7 protein-coding genes are annotated in these 25,839 nt (G+C 51.6%); all 7 read left to right on the top strand.

Annotated features, from left to right (window positions below):
• Positions 1-238: 238 nt before the first annotated feature.
• Positions 239-1,294, top strand: coding sequence for an efflux RND transporter periplasmic adaptor subunit (locus H581_RS0118305; RefSeq protein WP_036719286.1), 1,056 nt, complete (start codon positions 239-241; stop codon positions 1,292-1,294).
• Positions 1,291-1,980 carry an ABC transporter ATP-binding protein gene (locus tag H581_RS0118300; protein WP_028611286.1) on the top strand — a complete coding sequence of 230 codons (690 nt, stop codon included), beginning with the start codon at positions 1,291-1,293 and terminating at the stop codon, positions 1,978-1,980. Before H581_RS0118305 ends, H581_RS0118300 begins: the two co-directional genes overlap by 4 nt.
• The gene (locus tag H581_RS0118295) at positions 1,977-3,164 is read left to right on the top strand and encodes an ABC transporter permease (protein ID WP_028611285.1); all 1,188 of its coding nucleotides are present in this window, start codon (positions 1,977-1,979) and stop codon (positions 3,162-3,164) included. The genes H581_RS0118300 and H581_RS0118295 overlap by 4 nt, the downstream gene beginning before the upstream one ends.
• Positions 3,165-3,209: 45 nt before the next feature.
• The gene (locus H581_RS0118290; RefSeq protein WP_028611284.1) at positions 3,210-3,791 is read left to right on the top strand and encodes an RNA polymerase sigma factor; all 582 of its coding nucleotides are present in this window, start codon (positions 3,210-3,212) and stop codon (positions 3,789-3,791) included.
• Positions 3,792-3,795: 4 nt separating this feature from the next.
• On the top strand, positions 3,796-4,473 hold the full coding sequence (locus H581_RS0118285) for a 4'-phosphopantetheinyl transferase family protein (RefSeq protein WP_028611283.1): 678 nt from the start codon (positions 3,796-3,798) through the stop codon (positions 4,471-4,473).
• Between the two features lie 243 nt (positions 4,474-4,716).
• Positions 4,717-5,508, top strand: coding sequence for a thioesterase II family protein (locus tag H581_RS34440; protein WP_051250932.1), 792 nt, complete (start codon positions 4,717-4,719; stop codon positions 5,506-5,508).
• A gap of 21 nt (positions 5,509-5,529) precedes the next feature.
• On the top strand, positions 5,530-25,800 hold the full coding sequence (locus H581_RS34435; RefSeq protein WP_051250931.1) for a non-ribosomal peptide synthase/polyketide synthase: 20,271 nt from the start codon (positions 5,530-5,532) through the stop codon (positions 25,798-25,800).
• The last annotated feature ends 39 nt before the right edge of the window (positions 25,801-25,839 follow it).

The raw sequence follows: 25,839 nt of genomic DNA, 5'->3' as shown, positions 1-25,839 counted from the left end.
TAAAACATACAAGGACTTTTTTCCTTAATCATAGTCCTGAGAAAAATCGGATCTAGGACATTAGAATTATCGACTATGACCTGCAAACCAGAAATAGAAAAATTTACAATAAGTATAGGTTTGCCAATAAAAGTTTGTGTTATGATCTCGATTGAGAACTGGAAGAGTATGGACAGGAAGCCGCTTGGAAGGATACCCGTTTGATCATGCTTACTTACACAAAGAAAAGGTGGATGCAATGAAAAAGTGGATTTGGATCATTATTCTATGCCTTGTTATTGCCGGTATAAGCATTTTCTCTTTTATCGCTATGAATCAGCCTGTAACGGTCGTATTAGGGGAAGTCACTCAACAATCAATGGCGGAAAAAATATATGTGAACGGAAAACTGGAAACAAAAGAGACTACCTCATTGTATTCGGATACGAATGGGTTAATCAAAGAGCTGAAAGTGAAGGAAGGAGACAAAATCAAGAAGGGGCAGGTTTTAATTACGCTGAATATGGACAGCGTCGCGCAAACTTTGGCAGAAGAGCATGTTAGTTTGGAAATCACGCAAGAGGAGAGACTGGCCGCGAAGAAGGAGCATTTCGAGAAGTTCAGGCAGCAGCAGGTCGAGAATCCGGATGCGGTAGTTGAGCCCTTGAATTTAGAGCAATTCGATCTTCGGATCAAAAGCCATAATATTAGAATCCAAGCACTGGAGAAAAAAATGAATAAGGATGAGATCAAGGCTAATGCGGATGGAACCGTCACGGAGTTGTCTGTGAACAGCGGGCAATTGATAAACGAAGGCATGCCTATTTTGAAGGTTTCGGATTTTTCGGCCTATCAGGTCGTTGCCGATATTAATGAAATTGAAGCCGGTAAAGTAAAGCTCGGCATGCCTGTGTCCATCAGCGGAGAATCATTCGAAGAGGTTTATGAGGGCAAGGTATCCAAGATGGCAGCAACTGCCGTTGTGACGGACCCTGCCTATAAGGATGCCTACGTGGCTACAACCATAGCGTTACAGCGTATCGGTCCCGAGCTTCGCCCCGGCTACAATGTCAATGTAGAACTGGCGATTCCCGATCAAGAAAGGGTAGTTGTTCCGCTCGAAGCTGTCGTGCAAAGCGAAGGGAAATCTTACGTATATAAGGTTGAGCAGGATAAAGCAGTGAAGGTTGAAATTCAAACGGGGAAAGAAAATGACGAGTATTACGAGGTTATTTCCGGCGTAGGATTGGGGGATAAGATTGTCCTTAAAGACGTGGAATTGCTTGCAGACGGCAGCAAGGTGGTTGTCCAATGATTACACTCCAAGACATTCGAAAAGTATACCGGAACGGGCCTCTTGAGGTTGAGGCTCTAGCCTCTGTTAATTTGACGATCGAACGCGGCGAATTCGTTGCCATTATGGGATCATCGGGCTCAGGGAAATCAACTTTAATGAATATCATCGGCTGTCTGGATGTGCCTACATCGGGCAAATACGTTCTGGACGGCGAGGAGGTACATGCGCTGGATGAGGTTCGGCTCTCCTCCGTTCGCAACCGCAAAATCGGCTTTGTGTTTCAAAGCTTTAATTTGCTCGGAAGACAAACGGTTCTTCATAACGTGGAGCTTCCGATGATGTATGGAGGTTTAAACCGGATCAAGCGTACGCAGAGGGCACTGGAGCTGCTCGAAAAGGTAGGCTTGGGCGGTCGAGTCAAACATAAGCCTACTGAGCTGTCTGGAGGTCAGCGGCAGCGGGTTGCCATTGCCCGGGCCTTGACCATGGATGCTCCGATCTTACTTGCTGATGAGCCTACCGGCAATCTGGACTCCAAATCGTCGGAGGAAGTCATGGAGCTGTTCAAAAATATTCATCAAGAAGGCACGACCATCATTCTTGTCACGCATGAGCCTGATATTGCGGCGCATGCGGAGCGTGTCCTCTGGTTTGGAGACGGAAAGCTTCTGAGAGAAACACGAAAAGGATGTGCCGCTATATGAGTATGTGGGAAAGCATCCTGGTGGCGCTGGACAATTTGAGAGTCAACAAAATGCGTTCGTTGCTTACGATGATCGGGATCGTCTTCGGCGTCATGGCGGTAGTAACGGTCGTTTCGATCGGGCAGGCGGGGCAAGCTTCTGTTATTAATGAATTATCGAATTTTAGCGAAGGTTATTTCGTTGTTTTTAAAACAGCCGGTGAAGCAAATTCCAATGCCAACATCACATTAAGAGATTTGAACGAGGCGCGTAAAGTCGACGGCGTCAAATATGCTTCTACCAGCAGCAGCTTTCAAATGTCGGAAATGCGAGGAACCGAGAAACTGCAGCTTAACCTGTTGGCTACAACCTTCGATATGGTGAAAATGCAAAAAATCGATATGGTGGCCGGACGCTTTTTCAACGCGCAAGAGCAGCGCACGAAGCAGAAGGTACTCGTCGTAGAAGCGGATTATGCCGAGAAAGTTTACGGGTCAGCCGAACGTGCCTTGAACCGAAAGGTAAAGCTGTCGGGAGGAACTTTTCAAATTGTAGGCGTATATAAGCCGCAAAAGAGCTTGTTAGGCGATATAGGAGGTACGGCTTATAGCGTATATGCGCCGATCGAGTCGATGCCGGACTCAAGCGCAGGCCGGTATATCAGTTCATTGGAAATCGTATCGGAAACGCCCGAACAAATGGATGATCTGATGTTGGAAATGAAGGAATGGCTCGCTCTCAGACATAATGCCGAACCGGAGCATTTCACCTCGCAATCGGGGAAAGAAGCGCAGGATATGGTTTCCAGCGTCTTCGGTATTCTTCAGGTCGTCATCGGCTCAATCGCAGCCATATCTCTACTGGTAGGCGGGATCGGAATCATGAATATTATGCTCGTATCCGTAACGGAGCGAACGCGCGAGATCGGAATACGCAAAGCGATCGGGGCTACACCCGGCGCAATTAAGCTTCAGTTCTTAATCGAGTCGGTCATCCTTTCCTTTCTAGGCGGAATGACTGGCGCATTGCTAGGGTTACTAGTAGGAGCAGGTGTTTCTTTAGTCATGGACTTGCCTAGCGTTGTTTCCTTCTGGGCTATTGTGCTGGCATTCGGCTTTTCTGCAACCGTCGGCATCTTCTTTGGTTATTATCCGGCGAATAAAGCAGCCAAGCTGCAGCCGATCGAAGCGCTAAGATACGAATAAAAATTCGGACAATCGAACGTAGAAAGGCCGTGGGAGGAATGCCGGATGGATCATTCAGAGGAATTTGAACGATTTATTGAGCCGCATATGAAGAAAGTACATATTCATTGTCTTTATCTGGCCAGTTCCAAATGGGATGCGGACGATCTGGCACAGGACGTGCTGATTAAGGCTTATCAGTATTACCGGAAAGTCGGCGCATTCCAGCATCCGTTAACGCTGCTTAACAAAATTGCCCGGAACCTGTGGATTGATCAGCTTCGCAGACGCCGTATAAGGATCGTACCTATAGAAGCGGCTGCCAAGCAGCCTTATACAGATCTGAATTATGCGGCAGTAAGAGGGCTTGTAGAATGGATATCCGAGCATTTGGCCGAGCATGAAGTTATCATGCTGCTGCTATCGGAAGTGTTTCATTATTCGTATCAGAATATAGCCGATGAACTGCAGTGTTCAGTCGGATCAGTCAGAATGGTGCTGCATCGTTCCAAGCAGTCGCTGCGGGTTGCGCGAAGCCCGCACCGCAATCGGCTCAATGGCAAAATGATGTCGGACTATCATATCGACAGATGGACGCAAGCCATCATGAATGACGAGCCGGTTATGGACGAACAGATGGAGGCTTGAAAGAATGCTTCAAATCTTTGCTGTCCAAATGAAGGAGAAAATGAGTCCGGCTGTGTTTAATCGTTTGTTAAATGAATCATCCCTGGAAAGACAAAAAAAAGCGCAGCGTTTCGTCAAATACGAAGACGCTGCGAGAAGCTTAATCGGGGAGAGACTTGCAAGGGAGGCAATCGCAAGGCATACGGGTATGTCAGTCTTTGACATTCGATTTGCCGAGAATAAATACGGTAAACCTCATGTTATCGGATGGAGAGAATCGCTCTATTTCAATGTTTCACATTCCGGGGAATGGATCGTCTGCGCCATTGACATCCGGCCTGTAGGCATTGATGTGGAACGGATTATACCAATCGATTTACAAATCGCGCACCAGTTTTTTTCAAAACAGGAGTGCGTGCAGCTGATGTCGATGCCTGCAGAGCAGCGCCTTCCCTATTTCTTCGAAATATGGACGATGAAGGAAAGCTATATTAAAGCAGACGGCAGAGGACTTTCGATTCCGTTAAACTCATTTTCGATAAATATGAGCCGCTCATCCGCTGAGCTTTTTATTGAAAACGGACGAAGCGCCTGTTATTTCAAGCAGTACGATATCGATGTCTCCTACAAGCTGGCAGTTTGCAGTGTGAGAGCAGTATTTCCGGAGAGGATCATTACAATGGAGCATGCTTCATTTTGGTAAAACAGGCGTTACGGTCTCCTTTTATAATACTTTTAAATCTGATCAGGTAAAATTTTGCCTTTTTCAGGTCTTCTTTTTGCTGCGAACATTTTTATTATATATGTAAAAGTATGGTGTAAAAGTATTATTAATTTATTAAATTTATTATTAAAAATTTATCTTAATGATAATATTCAGATTACAATCATAGGTTAATTTAGAAATAAAGGTTTAAATTTCATGAACGAATGAAGGGGTGGAATAATGGCAAATAAGCTTCATTCTTGGTTTGTTCCTGCAAATGTTAATTCACACGCAAAGCTGCGGCTATTTTGTTTTCCTTACGCAGGCGGGGGGGCAAGCGTTTATCGCGATTGGCATAAGTTTTTTCCAAAGGAAATCGAGGTTTGTGCGGTTCAACTGCCAGGAAGAGAAAGCAGAGGCTTAGAGGCTCCAATCCATTCTCTGGACCAACTTGTACTAGCGATTACCGAAGAAATCCAACCACTGCTTAACATGCCTTTTGCATTATTCGGTCATAGCATGGGAGCGCTGTTAGCTTTCGAAACAGCCCGCCAATTAATCAGAAAAAATAAGAGAACCCCCGACCATCTATTCGTTTCAGGTCGATCCGCTCCTCATCTCATCCATCGAAATACGAAGCTTCACTTACTCCCGGATAACGAACTTAAGAATGAATTAAGGCTCTTAAACGGCACTCCGGATGCCGTACTGCAAAATAATGAGCTAATGGATCTTCTAATGCCGCGACTGAGGGCAGACTTTGAGGTTTGCGAAACGTATTCATACGCGGTTGACGAGCCAATCCATTGCCCGATAACCGCTTACGGCGGAATGGATGACCATGGGGTCAGTTTCGAATCGTTGGCTGCGTGGAAAGAACATACCTCTAATGACGTTGATTTGAAAATGTTCGAAGGCGATCATTTCTTTCTACATAGCGAGCAAGAGCATTTGACGCAAAGCCTGAGCAGCAGTATTTTTCAAACGGCCAAATCCTTACAGAGAAGCTTTATTACCGTACCAGCTAGATAGGTATGAAATGGAGGGGTATAGATGAATACGCAATCCGCTTATCCGTTAACCGAGGCTCAAAAAAGGATATGGTACACGGAAAGGTTTTATCCGGGTAAGGGCATATCCAACATTGGAGCAATTATAAGCTTCCGGACGGAGCTGCCTTTCGATGCCGAGCTGATGAAGCTGGCGATCAAACATTATGTTCGTCTCCATGACACGATGAGGCTGCGAATGATCAATGATCCCGGCAGCGAGCCGGCGCAGTATGTGGCAGCTTATACACCATTTGAAGTAGATATCATTGATTTTTCGAAAAGAAGCAAAGTTGATTTGATGCAATGGGCCAATGATCTAATACGGCAGCCAATGCTCTTTTTTGATGCAGATCTTTATTTCTTTGCGATAGCTAAAACAAGCGAGCATGAGGGCAGCTTCGTCACAAAAGTAAATCATATTTTGTCAGACGGTAACGGAATGGTCATTACAATAAGCGAGATTATCGACATATATCTTGATCTGGTTAACGGAAAGGGAGTTCAGGAAGGTTCTCGTCCGTCTTATCTGGCGTATATTCCGGACGAGCTTGAATATAAGCAATCGAATCGCTGGAACAAAGACAAAAAATTCTGGAGCGATACTTTCGCTTCATTGCCGGAATTTATTTCGCTCAAGCCAACCGACAGCTACAATATCCGCACAGAGGCTGAGCGGGAAGTAATGGTTATTCCACCGGAACTCGAACGACAAGTTCGAGATTTCTGCCAAACGAATAATTTGAGTATTTTAACCTTGTTTTTATCCGTTCTATACACGTATTGTTATCGGATCACAGGGCATGAGGATCTGGTTCTCGGGACATTCTTCGCTAACCGTACCAACGCAAAGGAAAAGGCGCTTCCAGGCATGTTTGTCAGTACGACGCCGGTACGTGTTAAGCTCAATCCGGAGATGGATTTCCTCTCCTTCTCTCGCACCGTTCTGAAGGAGCAGACAGGAGTGCTTCGGCATCAGAAATATCCTTATAACATGATTTTGAGCGATATAAAATCCCGAAAAGCCGATGTAAGCTCGCTGTTTGGTCTAACCTTGGAATACATCGTTATGGGCTGGCAGGAAAAGGACGGCATCAGCTACGTGGTAGAGCAGCTCTTCTGTGGACATGAGCTGAATGACTTGTTCGTATCCGTGAAGGATCAATGGGATACGGGCGAGCTGCTGATGGTATTCGATTATCGTACAGAAATGTTCACCCAAGAAGAAATACGAAATATGAGCCGGCACATGATATGTTTGCTCAATGATGCGGTATTAAATCCAAGCAAACCACTAAGAGAATTAGAAATTTGCCCGCCGGAAGATAAAAAACTTATAGTAGAACGGTTTAACAATACCGACGCAATATCTGCGCCGGGATTAACTGCGATCGCGTTATTTGAGAAGCAAGCTGTACGCCTTCCGGATAAAACGGCAATCAAGTTCGGGGACGTCCGGATGACTTACCGCGAGGTGAACGAGCGGGCTAACCGGCTGGCCCGGATGCTTATGGACAGAGGCGTCAACCGCGATGATCGGGTAGCGATACTGATGGATCGCAAGCCGCTTATGGTGGAATGTATTTTGGCGATATGGAAAGCTGGCGGCGCTTATGTACCCGTCGACCCAGCCTATCCGAATCAGCGAATCATTGACATGATCTCGGATTCGGGAGCGAGCTGCGTTTTGACGGAGACGTTATTTGCAAGCGGTGAGCTGCAAAAGCTGCTTCCGGAGAATGGATTTTTATTGCTGGATGAAGCTTCATCGGAGCTTTTGACACTCGATGACAGGAATCCGGAGGTTGAGATCGTCCCGCAGCAGCTGGCATATATGATCTATACGTCCGGTTCGACCGGGAAGCCCAAAGGAGCCATGTTGGAGCATGCCGGTATGCTTAACCACATCGAAGCGATGGCTGAAGAGCTGGGAATGGATGAAACATGCGTCATGGCTCAGAATGCGCCGCATTGCTTCGATATATCCGTATGGCAGTTTGTAACGGCGCTTACGCTCGGAGGGACTACGGTTATCTATCCGAATGAACAGATATTGAACCCAAGAACGTTCCTTGCTCAGGTAGAGCAGGACGGCATTACCGTGCTTGAAGTGGTTGTATCGTTCCTGTCTGCTCTGTTAGATATGGAGCTGGAGGTTCGATTGCCGGCAATGGCAAATTTGCTGGTTACCGGAGAAGCTGCGAAGTTTGACTTGGCTCGGCGCTGGTTCAAGCGATATCCGCATGTGAAGCTGATTAATGCTTATGGACCTACAGAGGCTTGCGATGATGTAACCCTGCACATCATGGATAAAGCACCTGAAGGGGAGGTTATGCCGATCGGAAAGCCAATTCGTAATCTCAAGGTCTATGTCGTTGACGGACAGATGAATTTGCTTCCAATCGGCGTAGTCGGCGAGCTCTGCGTATCAGGCATAGGAGTTGGACGCGGCTATTTGAACGATGCTGAGAGAACGGCAAAGGCGTTTCTGATGGATCCGTTTCAGAGTGATTCCGGAGTAAGACTATACCGGACAGGTGATTTGGCGAGGTGGCTTCCGGATGGAAGTCTGGAATATATGGGAAGGATCGACCATCAGGTCAAAATCCGCGGACATCGGATCGAATGCGGTGACATCGAAGCCCGTCTCATGCAGCATGAAGCCATTAAAGAAGTGCTGGTGCTGGATCGCAGCGACTCCAACGGCAACAAATATTTGTGTGCGTATTTTACCGGGAAGTGGGAGCTTGCCTCTGCGGAGCTAAGGGAGTTCATTTCGTCGGATCTTCCTAATTATATGGTTCCTTCATATTTCGTGCAGCTGGAAGCATTCCCGCTTACCGCGAATGGCAAGATCGATCGCCGGGCGCTGCCGGAGCCGGCTGCCGAGCTTGGCGGAGCAGCTGCCGAATATGTCGCTCCACGGAGCGATGCAGAGCTGATTTTGGCGAATATTTGGCAAACTGTGCTGGGCGTCGACCGAATTGGCACTCGCGACAATTTTTTTGAGCTTGGCGGAGATTCGTTGAAGGCCATGGTTATCATGGCTAATCTTTATAAGCAGTATCGGGTGGAATTACCTTTGCGTGAACTGTTTGAAGCATCGACGGTTGAGGGGCTTGCTGTCAGACTTTCGCGTTATTTGCAGCAGACGGACACTAATCGCCTACAGACAATTGAACCTGTTCAAGGACAAGAGTTTTACGAGGTTTCCTCCGCGCAGAAGCGTATGTTTTTGCTTCATTTATTGGAGGAAGGGAGTACGGCTTATAACCTGCCCGGCATGCTCTCGATCGAAGGTCCTCTGGATGCTGCGCGTTTACGGGATTCGCTTAGATTGCTCGTTCACAGGCATGAAGCGCTGCGCACCTCCTTTGTCGTAAAGGACGGAGTTCCCTTCCAGATGGTGCATGCGCAGATCGAGTTGGAAGTGCCGATGATAGAAGCTTCTTTAGACCAATTGCCTCAGATCACACGCGGGTTCATTCGCCCCTTCGATTTAAACGGGGCACCGCTATTGCGTGTCCTGCTGGTGAAGCTTGGCGAGGAGCAGCATGCATTATTTATTGATATGCATCACATTATCACAGATGGCGTATCCGTTCAGTTGTTTCTGCAGCAATTTGGAGCCTATTATCGAGGAGCCCGGTTGCCTGCGCTTGAAATACAGTACAAGGATTTCTCCGCTTGGCAAAATCGCTTGCTGAACAGTGAAGCCATGAAGAACCATGAATTCTACTGGATGAAGCAGTTGTCAGGAGAATTACCGGTTCTTGCTTTTCCAACGGATTATCCAAGGCCTTCCGTACAAAGCTTTGCTGGAGCCCGGATTTGGTTTTATGCCGAGACAACCTTGACAGACGCCATTCGCAAGCTTGCTTCCGACACGGGGACGACGTCCTTTATGGTTATGCTCGCCGCCTATCAAGCGCTGTTGTTCAAGTATACGTGGCAGGAAGATCTTATCGTAGGCACTCCGATTGCCGGACGATCGGTTGCCGAGGTCGACAGTATATTCGGAATGTTCGTCAACACGTTGAACATACGTACGTTTCCGCAGGATAATAAGACCTTCCTGCAATTTTTGCAAGAGGTGAAGGAAACGCTGTTTCAAGCATACGAGCATCAGGATTATCCGTTTGACGCTCTTGTCGAGAAGCTTGAGCTCGGGCGGGACAGCAGCCGAAACCCGCTGTTTGACACGATGTTCGTTCATATGAATAACGATATCGTCGAGATGGAATTCGAAGGTTTACGGTTAAAGGTTAATGAGCTGGATGAGGATGTCGCCAAATTCGATCTGTTATTGGAGGCTTCCGAGCAGTCCGGCCATATCCGCTTTAAGCTGCAATACTGCAGTGAATTGTTTAAGAAGGAAACGATGGACAGGCTGTCTGTTCATTATCTGAACTTGCTCAAAGCCGTAACGTCCGCTCCTGAAAGCGCGCTTGGAAGCATCCCTATGATGAGCATGGAGGAAAAGCAATTACTGCTGCATGATCTTCATCCTGTCAAGGCGGTCTATCCGCATTCGGCTACAGTCGTCGCCTTGTTCGAGGAACAGGCGGCAAGAACGCCGGACCGTATCGCGGTTTCATACGATGGACAGGCGCTCACCTATCGCGAGCTGAACGAACAGGCTAACCGGCTTGCGGGAACGCTGCGCAATTGCGGTGTGTCACGCAACAGCCTTGTCGCGATTCTAGTCGAACGATCCGAGAGGATGATCACCGGCTTGCTTGCCATTATCAAAGCGGGGGGCGCTTATGTGCCGATTGACCCTGCCTACCCGGCGGACCGCATTCAATTTACGCTGCATGACAGCGGAGCAACGGTGCTCCTGACGGAAACCGGGCATTTTGGATCTGCAGCGGCATATAACGGAATCGTTATCGATTTGCAGGATGATGCCGTCTATGCGGAAGAGACTGGCAACTTGCCGCAAATAAACGAACCGGATGATCTTCTCTACATTATCTATACGTCAGGTACGACAGGGCTGCCGAAAGGCGTAATGATCACGCATCGCAACGTCGTGCGTCTGCTTGTGCATGATCAACTGCAATTCGAGTTTGGCGAAACGGATGTATGGACCATGTTTCACTCGTTCTGTTTTGACTTCTCGGTGTGGGAAATGTATGGCGCGTTGTTATTCGGGGGCAAAACCGTGATCGTGCCTAAGCATGTGGCGCAAAATTCGGCGGAGTTCGCCGAGCTGCTTCGCGAGGAGCAGGTCACCGTTTTGAATCAGACGCCGACAGCTTTCTATGCGCTCATTCACGATGAAATGAAGAGGGCGGATAAAGAGCTTGGCGTACGATATGTCATCTTCGGCGGCGAGGCGTTAAGCCCTGCGATGCTACGTCCATGGCGCGAGAAATATCCGGATACGAAGCTGATTAACATGTACGGCATTACGGAAACGACGGTGCATGTGACGTATAAAGAAATCGGCGACGAAGAGATCGCCTCGAATGTAAGCAATATCGGGAAACCGATTCCCACGCTTACCGCCTACATTTTCGACCGGAACAAACAGCTGGCGCCTATCGGCGCGGTCGGAGAGCTGTATGTCGGGGGAGACGGGGTGGCGCTTGGCTATTTGAACCGCGATGAGCTGACGGCTGACCGGTTTATGATGAACCCGCATGTGCCTGGCGAGAGAATATACCGTTCCGGAGATTTGGCCCGGATGATGCCCAGCGGGGAGATGGAATACCTTGGCCGGATCGATCATCAGGTGAAAATTCGCGGATATCGGATCGAGCTGGGTGAAATTGAATCCGTCCTATTGCAGATACCGGCTATCAGGGAAGCGGCTGTGGCGGTTTCGAACGATACCCATAACCAGAAAATATTAGTCGCTTACTATATAACCGACAGCCAAACTAACGATATTGAAATACGCACGTACCTATCCGGGCATTTGCCGTCCTATATGATTCCGTCGTTCTTCGTACAGCTTGAACGGATGCCTCTGACAAGCAACGGCAAGCTGGATCGGGGAGCGCTGCCGAAACCGCAGAAGCTTACTGCAGCCGGCACGGTTCAAACTGCTCCGCGGACGAAAACGGAAGAGCGAATGCTAGCGATCTGGAAGGAAGTTCTGGGTGTAGATTCATTAGGAGTCGAAGACGACTTCTTCCATAACGGCGGGCATTCGCTCAGCGCGGCGATGCTTGCGGCCCGCATATTAAAAGAATTCGATACGAAAATTCCGCTGCGCACGATCTTCAGACATCCGACCGTCGCGGAACTTGCTGCCGGCATCGACGATAAGGCCGGTTCCGCAGCAGCGATGAATGCCGAATTAACGTCTGTCTACTCCGCTATCGAACCGGCGCCGCTTCAAGCCTATTATCCGCTTTCCTCGGCGCAGAAGCGTCTGTTTGTACTGGATAGGTTGGAGGGAGCGGGCACCGGCACGGCCTATAACTTGCCTGCCGCCATGCTGCTCCAGGGGCAGGTTGACCGCGATCGGCTGCAGCGCGCCTTCGCCGAGATGGTTCGCCGGCACGAATCGCTGCGTACGTCGTTCGAGCTCGTAAACGGCGAACCGGTGCAGTTCGTTCATGAGGACGTTGATTTCGCCATCCTCCACAGCGCTGTTGACGAGTCGGATATTCCATACGCGGTTGAGCGGTTCGTCCGTCCGTTCGACTTGAGCAAGCCGCCTTTACTGCGAGTCGGACTGGTGAAGTTGGCGGAGGAGAGCCATCTGCTTCTAATTGACATGCATCATATCGTTTCCGACGGCATATCGGTTGCGGTCATCGTGAATGAACTGATCCGTTCTTACGCCGGCGAATCTTTGCCCGCACCTCATTTGCAGTACAAAGATTATGCCGTATGGCAGCAAAGCTGGCTTACGTCGGAGGAGCACGGCATCCAGGAACGGTTTTGGCTTGATACGCTGTCCGGCGAGTTGCCGGTTCTGGAACTGCCGACCGACTTCAAGCGCCCGCCGGTGCAAAACTTTGAAGGCGATACGGTCGTGTCCGGCATTGATGGTGAATTGACGGCCCGTTTGAACCGATTGGCCGCGCAAACCGGAACGACGTTATATATGGTGCTGCTTGCTTCTTATCAGGTGATGCTGGCTCAGTATTCGCGTCAAGACGACATCATAGTGGGTACACCGGTGGCGGGACGGCCGAACGCGGAAGTCGGGGACGTCGTAGGCATGTTCGTAAATACGCTGCCGGTCCGCTGCCAGCCGGAAGGAATGCTGAGATTCACGGATTTTCTCGGGCAAGTCAAGGAAAGGACGCTGCTGGCGTTCGAGAACCAGCAGTATCCGTTCGAGGAACTGGTGGAGAAGCTTAACGTTCGCCGGGACTTAAGCAGGAATCCGTTATTCGACACCATGTTCAGCTTGAACAACATCGAGATGGAAAAGCTGGAATTTCCAGGCGTTCAATGCGTCCCGTATCCCGTCGATGAAAAAAACGCCAAGGCTGATTTGTCGCTGGACGCTCGTGAAACGGAGGATGGCCTTAAGCTTGTTCTGGAGTTTTGCACGAAGCTTTACCGCCGGGAAACGGCGGTGCGCATGATGAGCCACATGATTCAGGTGCTTCACTCCGTCGCGGCCGATCCGACCGTTACGCTCGGGGAGATCGACATGATGACCGAGCCGGAGAAATGGGAAATTTCGCATTCCTTCAACGCAACCGAAGGAGAATACCCACGGGATAAAACGGTCCACCGCCTTATCGAAGAACAGGCGGAGCGGACGCCGGAGGCCGTTGCGGTAACCTTCGGGGAGCGAAGCATGACTTACCGGCGTTTGAACGAACAAGCGAACCGGCTGGCCCGGACGCTGCGCCAGCATGGGGTCGGCGCGGATACGCTTGTCGGACTGCTAATGCCCCGCAGCGAGCGGATGCTGGTTGGGCTGCTGGCCGTGCTCAAAGCCGGCGGGGCTTACGTGCCGATCGACCCGGATTATCCTCGCGACCGCGTGGCGTACATGCTGGAGGACAGCGGCGCGAAAGTGCTGCTGACGGAAAGCGGGCAAGCCGGAGGAGGGGCTTTCTCCGGAGATGTCGTGTTGGCGGATGACGAAGCGGCGTATGCGGAGGATGGAACTGCGCCGGATTCGATTTCGGATTCGAGCCATCTCGCGTATGTCATCTATACGTCGGGTTCGACCGGCAAGCCGAAAGGGGTCATGTTGGAGCACCGCACCGTGGGCAATTTTATTCATGCCATGCAGCGGACATTCGAATTCGGCCCCGGCTTGACAATATTGTGCGTGACGACCATCTCGTTCGATATTTTCGTTCTTGAAACGCTGTACGCTTTAAGCGTCGGCATGCGTGTCGTCATGGCATCGGAAGCGGAGCAGCAGGATCCGCAGCTGCTGGCGGGCGCGATTCGCCGCGAACGGATTGATGTTATGCAGACGACGCCGTCCAGAATGCAGCTCCTGCGCGACAGTGCGGAAGGCTTGGCTTGCCTGACCGGGCTGAAAGCGATCCTTGTGGGCGGCGAGGCGTTCCCCCGCCAGCTGCTGGCCGAATTGAAGCGCGCAACGCAAGCCGGCATCTATAACATGTACGGTCCGACGGAAACGACCGTCTGGTCGGCGGTCAAACATTTGACCGAAGGAACGGAGATTAATATCGGTTACCCGATATTAAATACGCAAATCTATATCGTGGGCGAGAAAATGCAATTGCTGCCAGTCGGGGTGCCGGGCGAGCTTTGCATCGCAGGCGACGGCTTGGCGCGCGGTTATTTGGGGCGAACGGACTTGACGGAGGAGAAGTTTGTAAGCAATCCGTTCGCACCCGGGAAAAAGATGTACAGAACCGGCGACTTGGCGCGCTGGTTGGCCGACGGGAGCCTGGAATATATCGGACGCAGCGACTATCAGGTCAAAGTGCGCGGTTACCGGATCGAGCTCGGGGAATTGGAATCGGTTCTGGCCCTGCATCCGCAGGTGAAGCAGGCGGCTGTCATTGACCGCGCCGATTCCCAAGGCAGCAAGTATTTGTGCGCCTATTTTGTGGCGGAAGCCGGCGAGACGGTTGCCGACGCGCGCAAATTTATGGCGGAACGGCTCCCGTCCTATATGGTGCCGTCCTATTTCGTCGAATTAGTCGATATGCCGCTCACGCCGAACGGCAAAATCAACCGCAAAGCATTGCCGGAGCCGACAGGCGCGGATGGCGGAAGCTTGACGGACTATGTGGAGCCGCGAACAGAACTCGAAAAAAGCTTGTCTGAACTGTGGCGGCATGTGCTTGAAGTTCCCAGAGTCGGAGCGCATGATCATTTCTTCGAGCTCGGCGGCCATTCCCTTAAAGCGATGACGCTGCTGTCGCGAATATCCGACGAGTTCGGCATTGATGTGCCGCTGCGCGTGTTGTTCGAATCGCCTACCGTCGAAGGACTGAGCTCTTATATCGAAGCGGCGAACGCCGCGGAATCGGGCGGGCCGGCCTCCATTTCGGGCGTTTCGATTCGGAGGGAACCAAAAAGGGAATATTACCCGGTTTCGTCCGCGCAGAAGCGGATATATATTTTACAGCAGTTTGAAGGGGAAGACAGCACGAGCTATAACATGCCGGAGGCGATGTGGATCACCGGTCCGCTGGATGCAGGCCGTTTCGAGGATGCGTTCCGCGCGCTGATTCGAAGGCACGACTCACTGCGCACTTCCTTTGCTTCCATGGAAGGCGAAGCGGTGCAGATTGTGCGCGCGTACGAGGATACGGCATTCTCTATCCAATATAGCGAACGGGAAGAAACGGAAGCTCTGAACGTATCAGCCGAATTCGTCCGGCCTTTCGATTTGGGCGGCGCTCCGCTTATGCGGGTGGAATTGGTGAAAGTGAATGACCGGCGCCACCTATTAATGATAGATATGCACCACATCGTTACGGACGGATTATCCAGCCGCATTTTGCTTGACGAATTTGCAAAGTTGTATCAGGGCATGGAATTGCAGGAGCCGCAGTTGCAATATACGGACTATTCGATCTGGCAAAACGATCGGTTGCAATCCGATCGCCTTCTGCCTCAAGAAACGTATTGGCTCAGCCAGCTGGCAGGCGAAATTCCCGCGCTCAATCTCCCGACGGATTATGCGAGACCGGTTGTTCAGAGCTTCGAAGGCGACCGCCTCGTTTTCTCGGCAGAACCGGATTTGGTAAAGAAGCTGCAGCGGCTCGGGGTCGAAACGGGTTCAACCCTGTACATGGTGCTGCTTGCAGCTTTCCATGCAATCCTGTACAAATATTCCGGCCAATCCGACATTGTGATCGGCACGCCGGCGGCAGGAAGACCGAACGCCGCTGTGCAGAGCATGATCGGCATGTTCGTAAACACGCTGGCGATACGCAGCCGTCCGGCAGGCATCATGAGCTTCCGCGAATTGCTTCTGCAGGTGCGCCGATTGTCTTTGGAAGCGTTGGAGCATCAGGAGTATCCGTTCGAACTGCTTGTGGAGAAGTTGGCCGTGCGCCGCGATTTAAGCCGAAATCCGTTGTTTGACGTCATGTTCAGCCATCAGACGGTGAACGGCTCCGAATTTTCGGTGGAGGACCTGGCTTTTGCCCCGTGCGTTATTGAAAACAAGACTTCCAAATTCGATTTGTCGCTGGATGCTTTCGAGTCGGAAACGTCCCTGACGTTCGAATTGGAGTATTGTACCAAGTTGTACAACCGGAATACAGTCGAGCGCATGGCCGGAAATTTTGTTCGAATACTTGAATCGGCCGCTGCCGATCCCGACATTAATCTGGCGGAGATCGAGATGTTGACCGAGCAGGAGAAGCGGCTGCTGCTGGAGGAATTTAACGATACCGGCCGGACGTACCCGCAGCATCTGACGTTCCATCGCGCATTCGAGGCTCAGGCGGCGAAAACGCCGAACCATATGGCGGTAACGGCCGGAATCGAATCGCTCTCATACGATGAGCTGAACAGGCGCGCCAACCGGCTGGCGCATGTGCTGCGAAGCAAGGGAGTCGGTCCGGACAGCATCGTCGGCGTAATGGTAGGCCGGTCGGTCGATATGATTACCACCGTGCTCGGAGTGATGAAGGCCGGAGGAGCCTATTTGCCCATCGACCCGGAATATCCGACGGACCGGATCGCTTATCTGCTTGAGGACAGCCAGGCGACTTGGCTTGTCACGCAGCGCGGTCTGCACGAATCCGCGCAATTCCCCGGCGAGGTCATCGTTGTGGAAGAGGCGACCGCGCCCGGCGGTAATGATTCGAATCCGGTGGATGCGACCAACCCGGCGGGTAAGACCGAACAGCACCATTTGGCTTATATCATCTATACGTCAGGCACGACGGGCAAGCCGAAAGGCGTCATGATCGAGCATCGCCAGTATATGAACGTGGCCTATGCGTGGAAAGAAAAATACGAGCTGGAACAGTTCCCGGTTCGGCTGCTTCAGATGGCAAGCTTCTCGTTCGACGTGTTCGCCGGCGATATGGCCCGCGCTCTGCTCAGCGGCGGTCAACTCATCGTTTGTCCGAACGACGTCAAGCTCGATCCTGCTTCGCTTTATGAATTGATCCGGGAGCATGAGGTCAACATTTTCGAATCAACGCCGGCCCTGATCGCGCCTCTAATGCAGTACATTTACGAGAACGATCTGGAAGTAAGCTTCCTGAGGCTGCTTATCCTCGGGGCTGATAGTTGTCCTGTTGAGGAATTCCGCAAGCTGCTCAGCCGTTTCGGCGGAAAGATGCGCATTATCAACAGTTACGGCGTGACGGAAGCGGCGATTGACTCGAGCTACTATGAGGAACCGCTCGAGGCGCTGCCGGCTGCCGGAAGCGTACCGATCGGCAAGCCGCTGCCGAATATGACCTACTACGTGCTCGACGCCGGGCTCAGGCTGCTGCCGGTCGGCGTGGCCGGCGAGCTGTACATCGGCGGGGCCGGTGTGGCGCGCGGCTACTGGGGACGCAAGGATTTGACGGCCGAGAAATTCGTTCGGAATCCGTATTCGCCGGGTGATCGGCTGTATCGGACCGGCGACTTGGCCAAGTGGATGCCGGACGGCAATCTCATGTTCCTCGGCCGCGACGACCATCAGGTGAAGGTGCGCGGCTACCGGATCGAGCTGGGGGAAATCGAAGCCCGCTTGCTGAAGCATCCGGACATTCGCGAAGCGGTCGTCATCGCCCGCGAAGACGGCTACGCGCAAAAATATTTGTGCGCTTATATCGTGGCTGCCAAGCGGCCGTCGCTGGAGGAGCTTCAGGCCCACTTGACCGCGGAGCTGCCGGCTTATATGGTGCCTTCGCATGTGGTGGAGCTGGAGAGGATGCCACTGACGCCGAACGGAAAAATCGACCGTAAGGCGATGCCGGAGCCAACCGGAAACCAGCTGAAATCGACTGAATATGCCGCGCCGTCAACGTCTACCGAGAAGCGGCTTATCGAGGTGATGGAGCTTGTCCTTGGAACGACGGGAATCGGCGTGAACGACGATTTCTTCAAGATCGGCGGACATTCTCTTAAAGCAATGGCGCTCGTCTCGCATATTCATAAAGCGTTCGGAATTGCCGTGCCGCTGCGAATCGTATTCGAAGCGCCGACGACAGCGTTGATGGGCCGATACATTGATGCTGCGGAAGTCAACAGCACAGGAACGCGGTTCGCGGCAATCGAGCCGATTGAGCTGCAGGAGGCCTATGAGCTTTCATCCGTACAGAAGCGCTTGTTCATCCTGAACCAAATCGAAGGAACCGGCACGAGCTACAATATGCCGGATACGATGATCATGGAAGGCATCATTGATCCGGCCCGAGTGGAAGAAGCGCTTCGGAGGCTCATTCGCCGTCATGAATCGCTGCGAACATCCTTCCATATGCGCAATGGCAAAGCGATCCAGCAGGTGCATCAGGATATCGAATTCCATGTTGAATTCTCGGAGGCTCTTCACGCAACCGACGATGAGCTGAAACGATTGACGGCTCTCTTCGTACGGCCGTTCGATCTCGGTCAAGCGCCGCTAATTCGCACCGGTTTAGTGAAGCTGTCCGAGGATCGCCACATATTCCTGTTCGATATGCATCATATTGTGTCTGACGGTTTGTCGATGGGGATTGTTTTGAGCGAGTTTGCAGCTTTGTACGGCGGCGAAGAGCTGCCGGAGCTGAAGATTCAGTATAAGGATTTCGCCGCTTGGCAAAACCGGCAATTTACGCCTGAATTTTTAAGGGAGCAGGAGGCTTACTGGCTTGAGTCGTTATCAGGCGAGCTCCCGGTATTGGAGCTTCCGACGGATTATCCTCGCCCGGCACTGCAAAGCTTCGAAGGATCGCGTGTTGCTTTCGACTCAGGCATGCAGCTTCGGAACGAGCTGAACCGTCTCGCAGCGGAAACGGGTACAACGCTGTATATGGTGTTATTTACCGCATACAATGTGCTTCTTGCCAGATACAGCGGACAATCCGACATCATCGTGGGAACGGCGACTGCTGGCCGCTCGCACGCGGATCTGGACGGAATAGTCGGCATGTTTGTAGGCACACTGGCGGTACGAACAGAGGTGAATCCGGAGCATACATTCCGTGATTTACTAATGAACGTGAAAGCCCGTATGCTGCAGGCGTATGAGCATCAGGATTATCCGTTCGACCAGTTAGTCGAGAAGCTTCAGGTCAAACGAGATTTAAGCCGAAATCCGGTCTTCGATACGATGTTCATTTTGCAGAACACGGATGAGCAACGAATTCAGCTGGAGGATGTTACGTTTCTGCCGTTCGAAACGAAGGAAACGATGACGAAGTTCGACCTGACGCTGGAGGCGACGGAAACGCAGGACGAAGTGGCGTTCGTGCTCGAATACAGCTCGAAGCTGTTCCGTCCAAGCACGATTGAGCGGATGTCGAAGCATTTGATTGTGCTGATGCGTTCAGCAATGCTGCAGCCGGATGTTAAGGTGAACGAGCTGCGGCTGCTGTCTGAGGATGAGGAACATCGTCTGCTCATTGATTTCAATGATACGGCGGCCTCATATGAGGCAGATGCGAAGCTTCTGCATGAATTAGTGGAATCGCAAGCGAGAAGGACGCCGGAGCTTCCTGCAGTCATAGTCGGCAATGAATGCTTGACCTATAAAGAATGGAACGGGAGGGCTAATCGATTAGCCCGGACGCTTCGCGCCAAAGGAGCAGAACCTGATCGAACCGTCGCTATATTGGCGAATCGTTCCTTAGAAATGACTGTAGCCGTGCTGGCGGTGCTGAAGTCAGGTTCGGCCTATGTTCCGATTGATCCGGATTATCCGCTGGACCGTATTCGCTACATGCTGGAGGATAGCGGCGCAGGTCTGCTGCTGACGCAAGGTGCGCTGCCGGGCGACATCTCTTATCCGGGCCAAACGATCGATCTGCTTGACTCCGATTCCTACAATGATGACGATACCGATCTTAAGCCAGTGAACAGTCCGCAGGATCTGGCCTATATTATTTATACTTCGGGAACAACCGGACGTCCGAAAGGGGTCATGATCGAGCATCGCAGCATCGTCAATACGATTGCTTGGCGGAAAGAAGAATACCGTTTTAGTCCCGGCGACCGTGTTCTGCAGCTTCTCTCCTATGCATTCGATGCGTTTGCAGCCAGCTTCTTTGCTCCTATGGCGGCTGGCAGTACTTCCGTCATTGCAAGCGACGAGGAAGCTAAGGATCCGCTAGCTTTGAAAGGCTGTATAACGAGCCATACAATCTCTCATTTCAGCACCGTGCCAAGCTTATACGCGGCTCTGCTGGATATGCTCAGCGATAAGGAAGCCTCGCTGCTTAAAGCGGTCACGCTCGGGGGAGAGAATGTCCCGGTCAGCCTGATCGAGAAGAGCATCACTTTGAATGACCGGCTGACTCTGTTTAATGAGTATGGGCCTACGGAAAGCAGTGTCATCACGACGATTGAAAGCGGGCTTCATCCGGGTAAGCGGGTCACAATTGGCCGTCCGATCGCAAACACCCGCGTCTATATCGTAGACCAACATATGCAATTACAGCCGGTCGGCGTATATGGTGAGTTGTGTATCGGCGGTACCGGGCTTGCAAGGGGCTACTTGAATGAGCCGGAAATGACCGCCGCAAAGTTTGTGACAAGTCCTTTTGCTCAAGGCGAAAGAATCTACCGTACTGGAGATATGGCGCGTTGGCTCGAGAACGGAACCATTGATTTCGCCGGAAGAATGGATCATCAAGTTAAAATTCGCGGATACCGGATCGAGCTCGGCGAGATTGAAGCGAATCTGTTGAAGCTGAAATCGATTAAAGAAGCAGTCGTAATCGCCCGAGATGACGACAGGGGACAGAAATATTTGTGTGCGTACATCGTATCGGATGACGAGCTTGCTGTCCTGGACGTCAGGTCGGGCATAGCGCGGGAATTACCGGCCTATATGGTGCCGTCCTACTTCATCCAGCTGTCGCAGCTGCCGCTTACTCCGAACGGCAAGCTCGATACGAGGGCGCTGCCTGCACCCGATCCCGAGCTGTTAGGAAGGCTGGACTATGCTGCTCCGGCAGATGAGCTGGAAGAGAAGCTGGCATCTATGGTTCAGGAGCTGCTGCAGCTTGATCGTGTCGGAATGTCCGATCATTTCTTCATGATCGGCGGGCAATCGTTGAAAGCAATGCAGCTCGTTGCCCAGCTGTACCGGGAGTTTAAGGCAGAGGTGCCGCTGCGCGTTATTTTCGAGAGCGCAGCGATTAGAGATATAGCCGATTTTATACGGAAGACCGCTTCGTCTGAGGATCTGTCTCTGCAGCCTGTACAGCCGAGTTCGAATTATCCGTTATCGTCGGCGCAGAAACGATTGTACGTGCTGGATCAATTGGAGGAGTCGGGAACCGGCTATAACATGCCGGGAGTGCTGCGTCTGAATGGACCGCTCGACCTCAGCAGGATCGAAGCCTCGTTCCAGCAGCTGGTGAAGCGTCATGAATCGCTTCGTACGACGTTCCATACGGTTGAGTTTGATCCGATTCAGATCGTACATTCGGATGCCGAGCTTCGCATCGAATGGATGGAAGCCGGGGAGGCGGAAGCGATGCCGCTCATCGAATCCTTTGTAAGGCCGTTTGATTTAAGCCAAGCTCCGCTGCTGCGGGTCGGACTTATTAAGCTTCATGTTGAAGAGCATTTACTGCTGTTTGATACGCATCATATTATTTCGGACGGCATTTCCATGAATGTGCTTATTCATGAGTTTACGCAGCTTTATCGCGGCGTGGAGCTGGAGAAGCTAAAGATCCAGTATAAAGATTTTGCCGTCTGGCAGCATGGCCTGTTCCAGGCAGGGGTGATGCAAAAGCAGGAAACCTATTGGCTGGAGCGTTTCGGAGATGAGATTCCGGTGCTGGAGCTGTCTACCGACTTTCCGAGGCCGGCTGTGCGCAGCTTGGAAGGCGACTATTACGATTTCGAGGCGGATGAACAATTGCTGCGCGAGCTGAAAGAGCTGGCAGCAGCTACTGGAACGACGCTGTTTATGGTCCTTTTGGCTGCTTATAACGTCCTTATGGCCAAGTATACGAATCAAAACGATATTGTCGTCGGCACGCCGATTGCCGGCAGAACGCATGGTGATACGGAAGGCTTGATCGGTATGTTCGTAAGCACGCTCCCTATGCGAAATCGGCCGGAAAGCGGGAAGACGTTCCTTCACTTCCTAAACGAAGTCAAACAGAATGCCTATGAAGCATACGACAACCAGGATTACCCATTCGAATCGATGGTAGAGAAATTGCAGCCTCATCGCGATCTAAGCCGAAATCCGCTGTTCGACACCGTCTTTATGTTGCAAAACATGGAACATGAAGTGTTGGAAATCGAGCAAATGACAATCGAACCGTATGCGTATGAGAACAAAATCGCGAAGTTCGACCTGACGCTCGCCGCGGTAGAGGAAGAAGACCGGCTTGCGCTTAGCTGGGAATACTGCACAGCGTTGTTCCGCAGGGAAACGATGGAACGGATGGCCAAGCATTTTGTACAGACGCTTCGGGAAATAACACGAAATCCGGGCTTCACACTCGCGCAGATTGATATTCTTGATGACGCTGAGAAAGAACGGATGCTGGTCGAGTTTAATGCTGCCGCATCGATTCAGACGCCTGCAGATACGCTTCATGGACTATTCGAGCTTCAAGCGGAGTCGGTGCCGAAGCAAATTGCGCTATCGCTCGGATCCGAACGGATGACTTACGAGGAGCTGAACGCAAGAGCAAATCGATTGGCCCGTACGCTGCGCGGCCTGGGAATCGAGCCGGAATCGGTAGTCGGCATTACGGCCAATCGTTCATTCGAAATGATCGTCGGCATGCTTGCGGTTTTGAAGGCGGGCGGCGCCTATATGCCGATCGATCCTGCCTATCCGGCAGAGCGGATCTCCTTCATGCTGGAGAACTCAGGCGCAGAATTCGTGCTGTCGCATGCTGAATTCATTCCGGCATCCGGGACTGAAACGTCAGCCGTTTGGCTGGATCTCAACGATGAGACTCTGTACGCGGATGACGGGTCAAATCTGGTATCTGGCAGCAGCCCAGGCGATCTTGCTTATATCATCTATACATCAGGAACGACCGGCAAGCCGAAAGGCGTTATGATCGAGCATCGGAGCATCACCGGAAATATCTGGTGGCGCAGGAACGCGTACGGCTTAACGACATCCGATAGCGTGCTGCAGCTGTTCTCATTTGCATTCGACGGCTTTATCACCAGCTTTTTTACACCGATTGTATCCGGTTCAACCGTCGTTCTGCTACATGAAGATGAAGCGAAAGATCCTGTGGCGATCAAGAACATGATTGTAAATCACAGCGTCACGCATTTCATCAGCGTACCGAGCTTATACGCGGGAGTTCTGGAGTGCTTAAACCCAGAGGAGGCCGCTTCGCTGCGCATGGTAACACTGGCCGGTGAGAGAGTAACAGACAAGGTCATTGCGCTTAGCAAATCCGTTAATGACAGGATTGAGCTAATCAATGAATACGGTCCTACGGAAAGCAGCGTAGTGGCCACCATCGAACGCGATTTGCAGCCTGGAAGTCCGATCACCATAGGCCGTCCAATCTCTGGCACCCGTATCCGCATCCTTGGTGCGGACGGTCAAATCGCGCCGATCGGTGCGGTTGGCGAGCTATGTATTGCCGGAGAAGGGTTAGCGCGCGGCTACGTCCGCTTACCGGAAATGACGGGAGAACGCTTTACTACGGATGCTTATCAGCCTAATACCCGCTTGTACCGTACAGGAGACGCCGCTCGCTGGCTCCCTGACGGCAGGATTGAATATATCGGCAGAATTGACGATCAAGTTAAGGTTCGGGGATACCGGATAGAGCTTGGGGAAATCGAGGGAGCCCTGCTGCAGCTGACCGGTTTGAAGGAAGCGGTAGTAGTAGCCAGGGACGACAATGGAAGCAATAAGTATTTATGCGCTTATGTAACGGCGGAGTTGAAAGTGGATCCAGCAGCGATACGGGAAGAGTTGTCTCATCTGCTTCCTGGTTACATGCTGCCGGCCTTTATCGTTCAGCTTAATTCTCTTCCGGTTACCGCGAACGGCAAGGTAGACCGCCGTGCTTTGCCTGATCCGGATCGAACAGGCGGTGCAGCTGACGCTTATCAGGCGCCCGTCAGCGAGAATGAGCAAATTTTGGCCGATATTTGGCAGGAGGTGCTCGGAACTGACCGCATCGGTACGAAGGATCACTTCTTCCAGCTGGGCGGAGATTCCATCAAAGCGATTCAAGTCGCGGCAAGATTGAATAAGCACGGATTGCGATTCGAGGTGCGCGACCTGTTCCGCTATCCGACCATTGCGGAGCTGAGTCATCATCTAAGGCTGACGGAACGAACGATCTCACAAGCAGCAGTTGAAGGCGAGGTGCCGCTAACTCCGATTCAACATTGGTTTTTTGAAAACAGCTTTACCGATCAGCATTATTGGAACCAGGCAGAGCTCGTTTACAGGCCTGAAGGTTTTGACGCCGACACGCTTCATCAGGTGTTCCGAAAGCTGACGCAGCACCACGATGCCTTGAGGTTGCGATTTGTCACTGACAGCGGCGGCACTGTGAAGCAGCATAATGAAGGAACGGATGGCGAGCATTTCACACTGGAGCAATTCGACCTGCGGGGGCGGACGACAGAACAAATTCAACTAGCCCTAACGCATGCGGCGACCAGGATTCAGCGCAGCATGAATCTGACTAACGGACCGCTGGTTAAGCTTGGACAGTTCCGGACGGATAACGGCGACCATCTGTTGATTGCCATCCATCATTTGGCGGTTGACGGCGTTTCCTGGCGTATTTTGTTCGAGGACTTGGAGGATGCCTACAGGCAGGCCGAGCAAGGCCGGGATATCATACTCCCGGATAAAACAGACTCTTACCGATACTGGGCTGAACAGCTTGAGATTTACGCTTCCACCGAACGGCTGCGAAACGAAGCTTCCTATTGGAACAAGATTGGACAAACGGCTGTTGCAAAGCTGCCAAAGGATAAGCGATCGACCGATAATCGCGTGAAGCATATGCGCAGCGTCGGCAGGGAACTGGCTCAGGAGGCGACCGAAAAGCTCTTGAAGGGCGCTCATGAAGCTTACAGAACAGAGATTAATGACCTGCTGATGGCTGCACTCGCATTGGCATTGAAGGATTGGAGCAAGGGAGATACGTTTGCGGTCAATCTGGAAGGGCACGGACGCGAAGCGTTTACCGAAAAGCTGGACATTACGCGTACCGTAGGCTGGTTCACATCGCAGTTCCCGATTGTCCTCGATGCAAGGCATGCAGATGATCTGGGCTATTTGATTAAGCTGACGAAAGAAACGCTTCGTAAAGTACCGAATAAGGGATTGGGATACGGCATTCTGAAGTATATGTCCGATCAATGGCAAAGCTTCGAGCTGGTGCCGGAGATTTCCTTCAATTATTTGGGGCAATTCGTCGGGAATTCCGAGAGCGGCAGCATGAGGACGTCTCCTTATGATTCCGGCTTACCGTTCAGCATGGAATCGGAGCGTACGGTCTCTCTCGATGTGACGGGACTTGTATCGGACGGCAAGTTGAAGCTGGAACTGCATTACAGCGCCGAGGAGTACGAGCATGCGACGGCTGCAGGGCTGATTGACCTGCTTACGGATCGCTTGCTCGAAATTATCGACCACTGTATCCGCCGGGAAATCCAGGAACTCACACCAAGCGATCTGGGCGATGACGAGCTGACACTGGAGGATCTTGACAGTATTTTGGAATCCATTGAATCGTAAATCCGAAGCCGTACATCCTCCAGCAGACATTTGGTTCGC

This window comes from Paenibacillus harenae DSM 16969, assembly GCF_000422465.1.
GTDB lineage: Bacteria > Bacillota > Bacilli > Paenibacillales > Paenibacillaceae > Pristimantibacillus > Pristimantibacillus harenae.
Note: the sequence above shows the minus strand (reverse complement) of the source record. Positions and strands in the feature narration are given on the sequence as shown.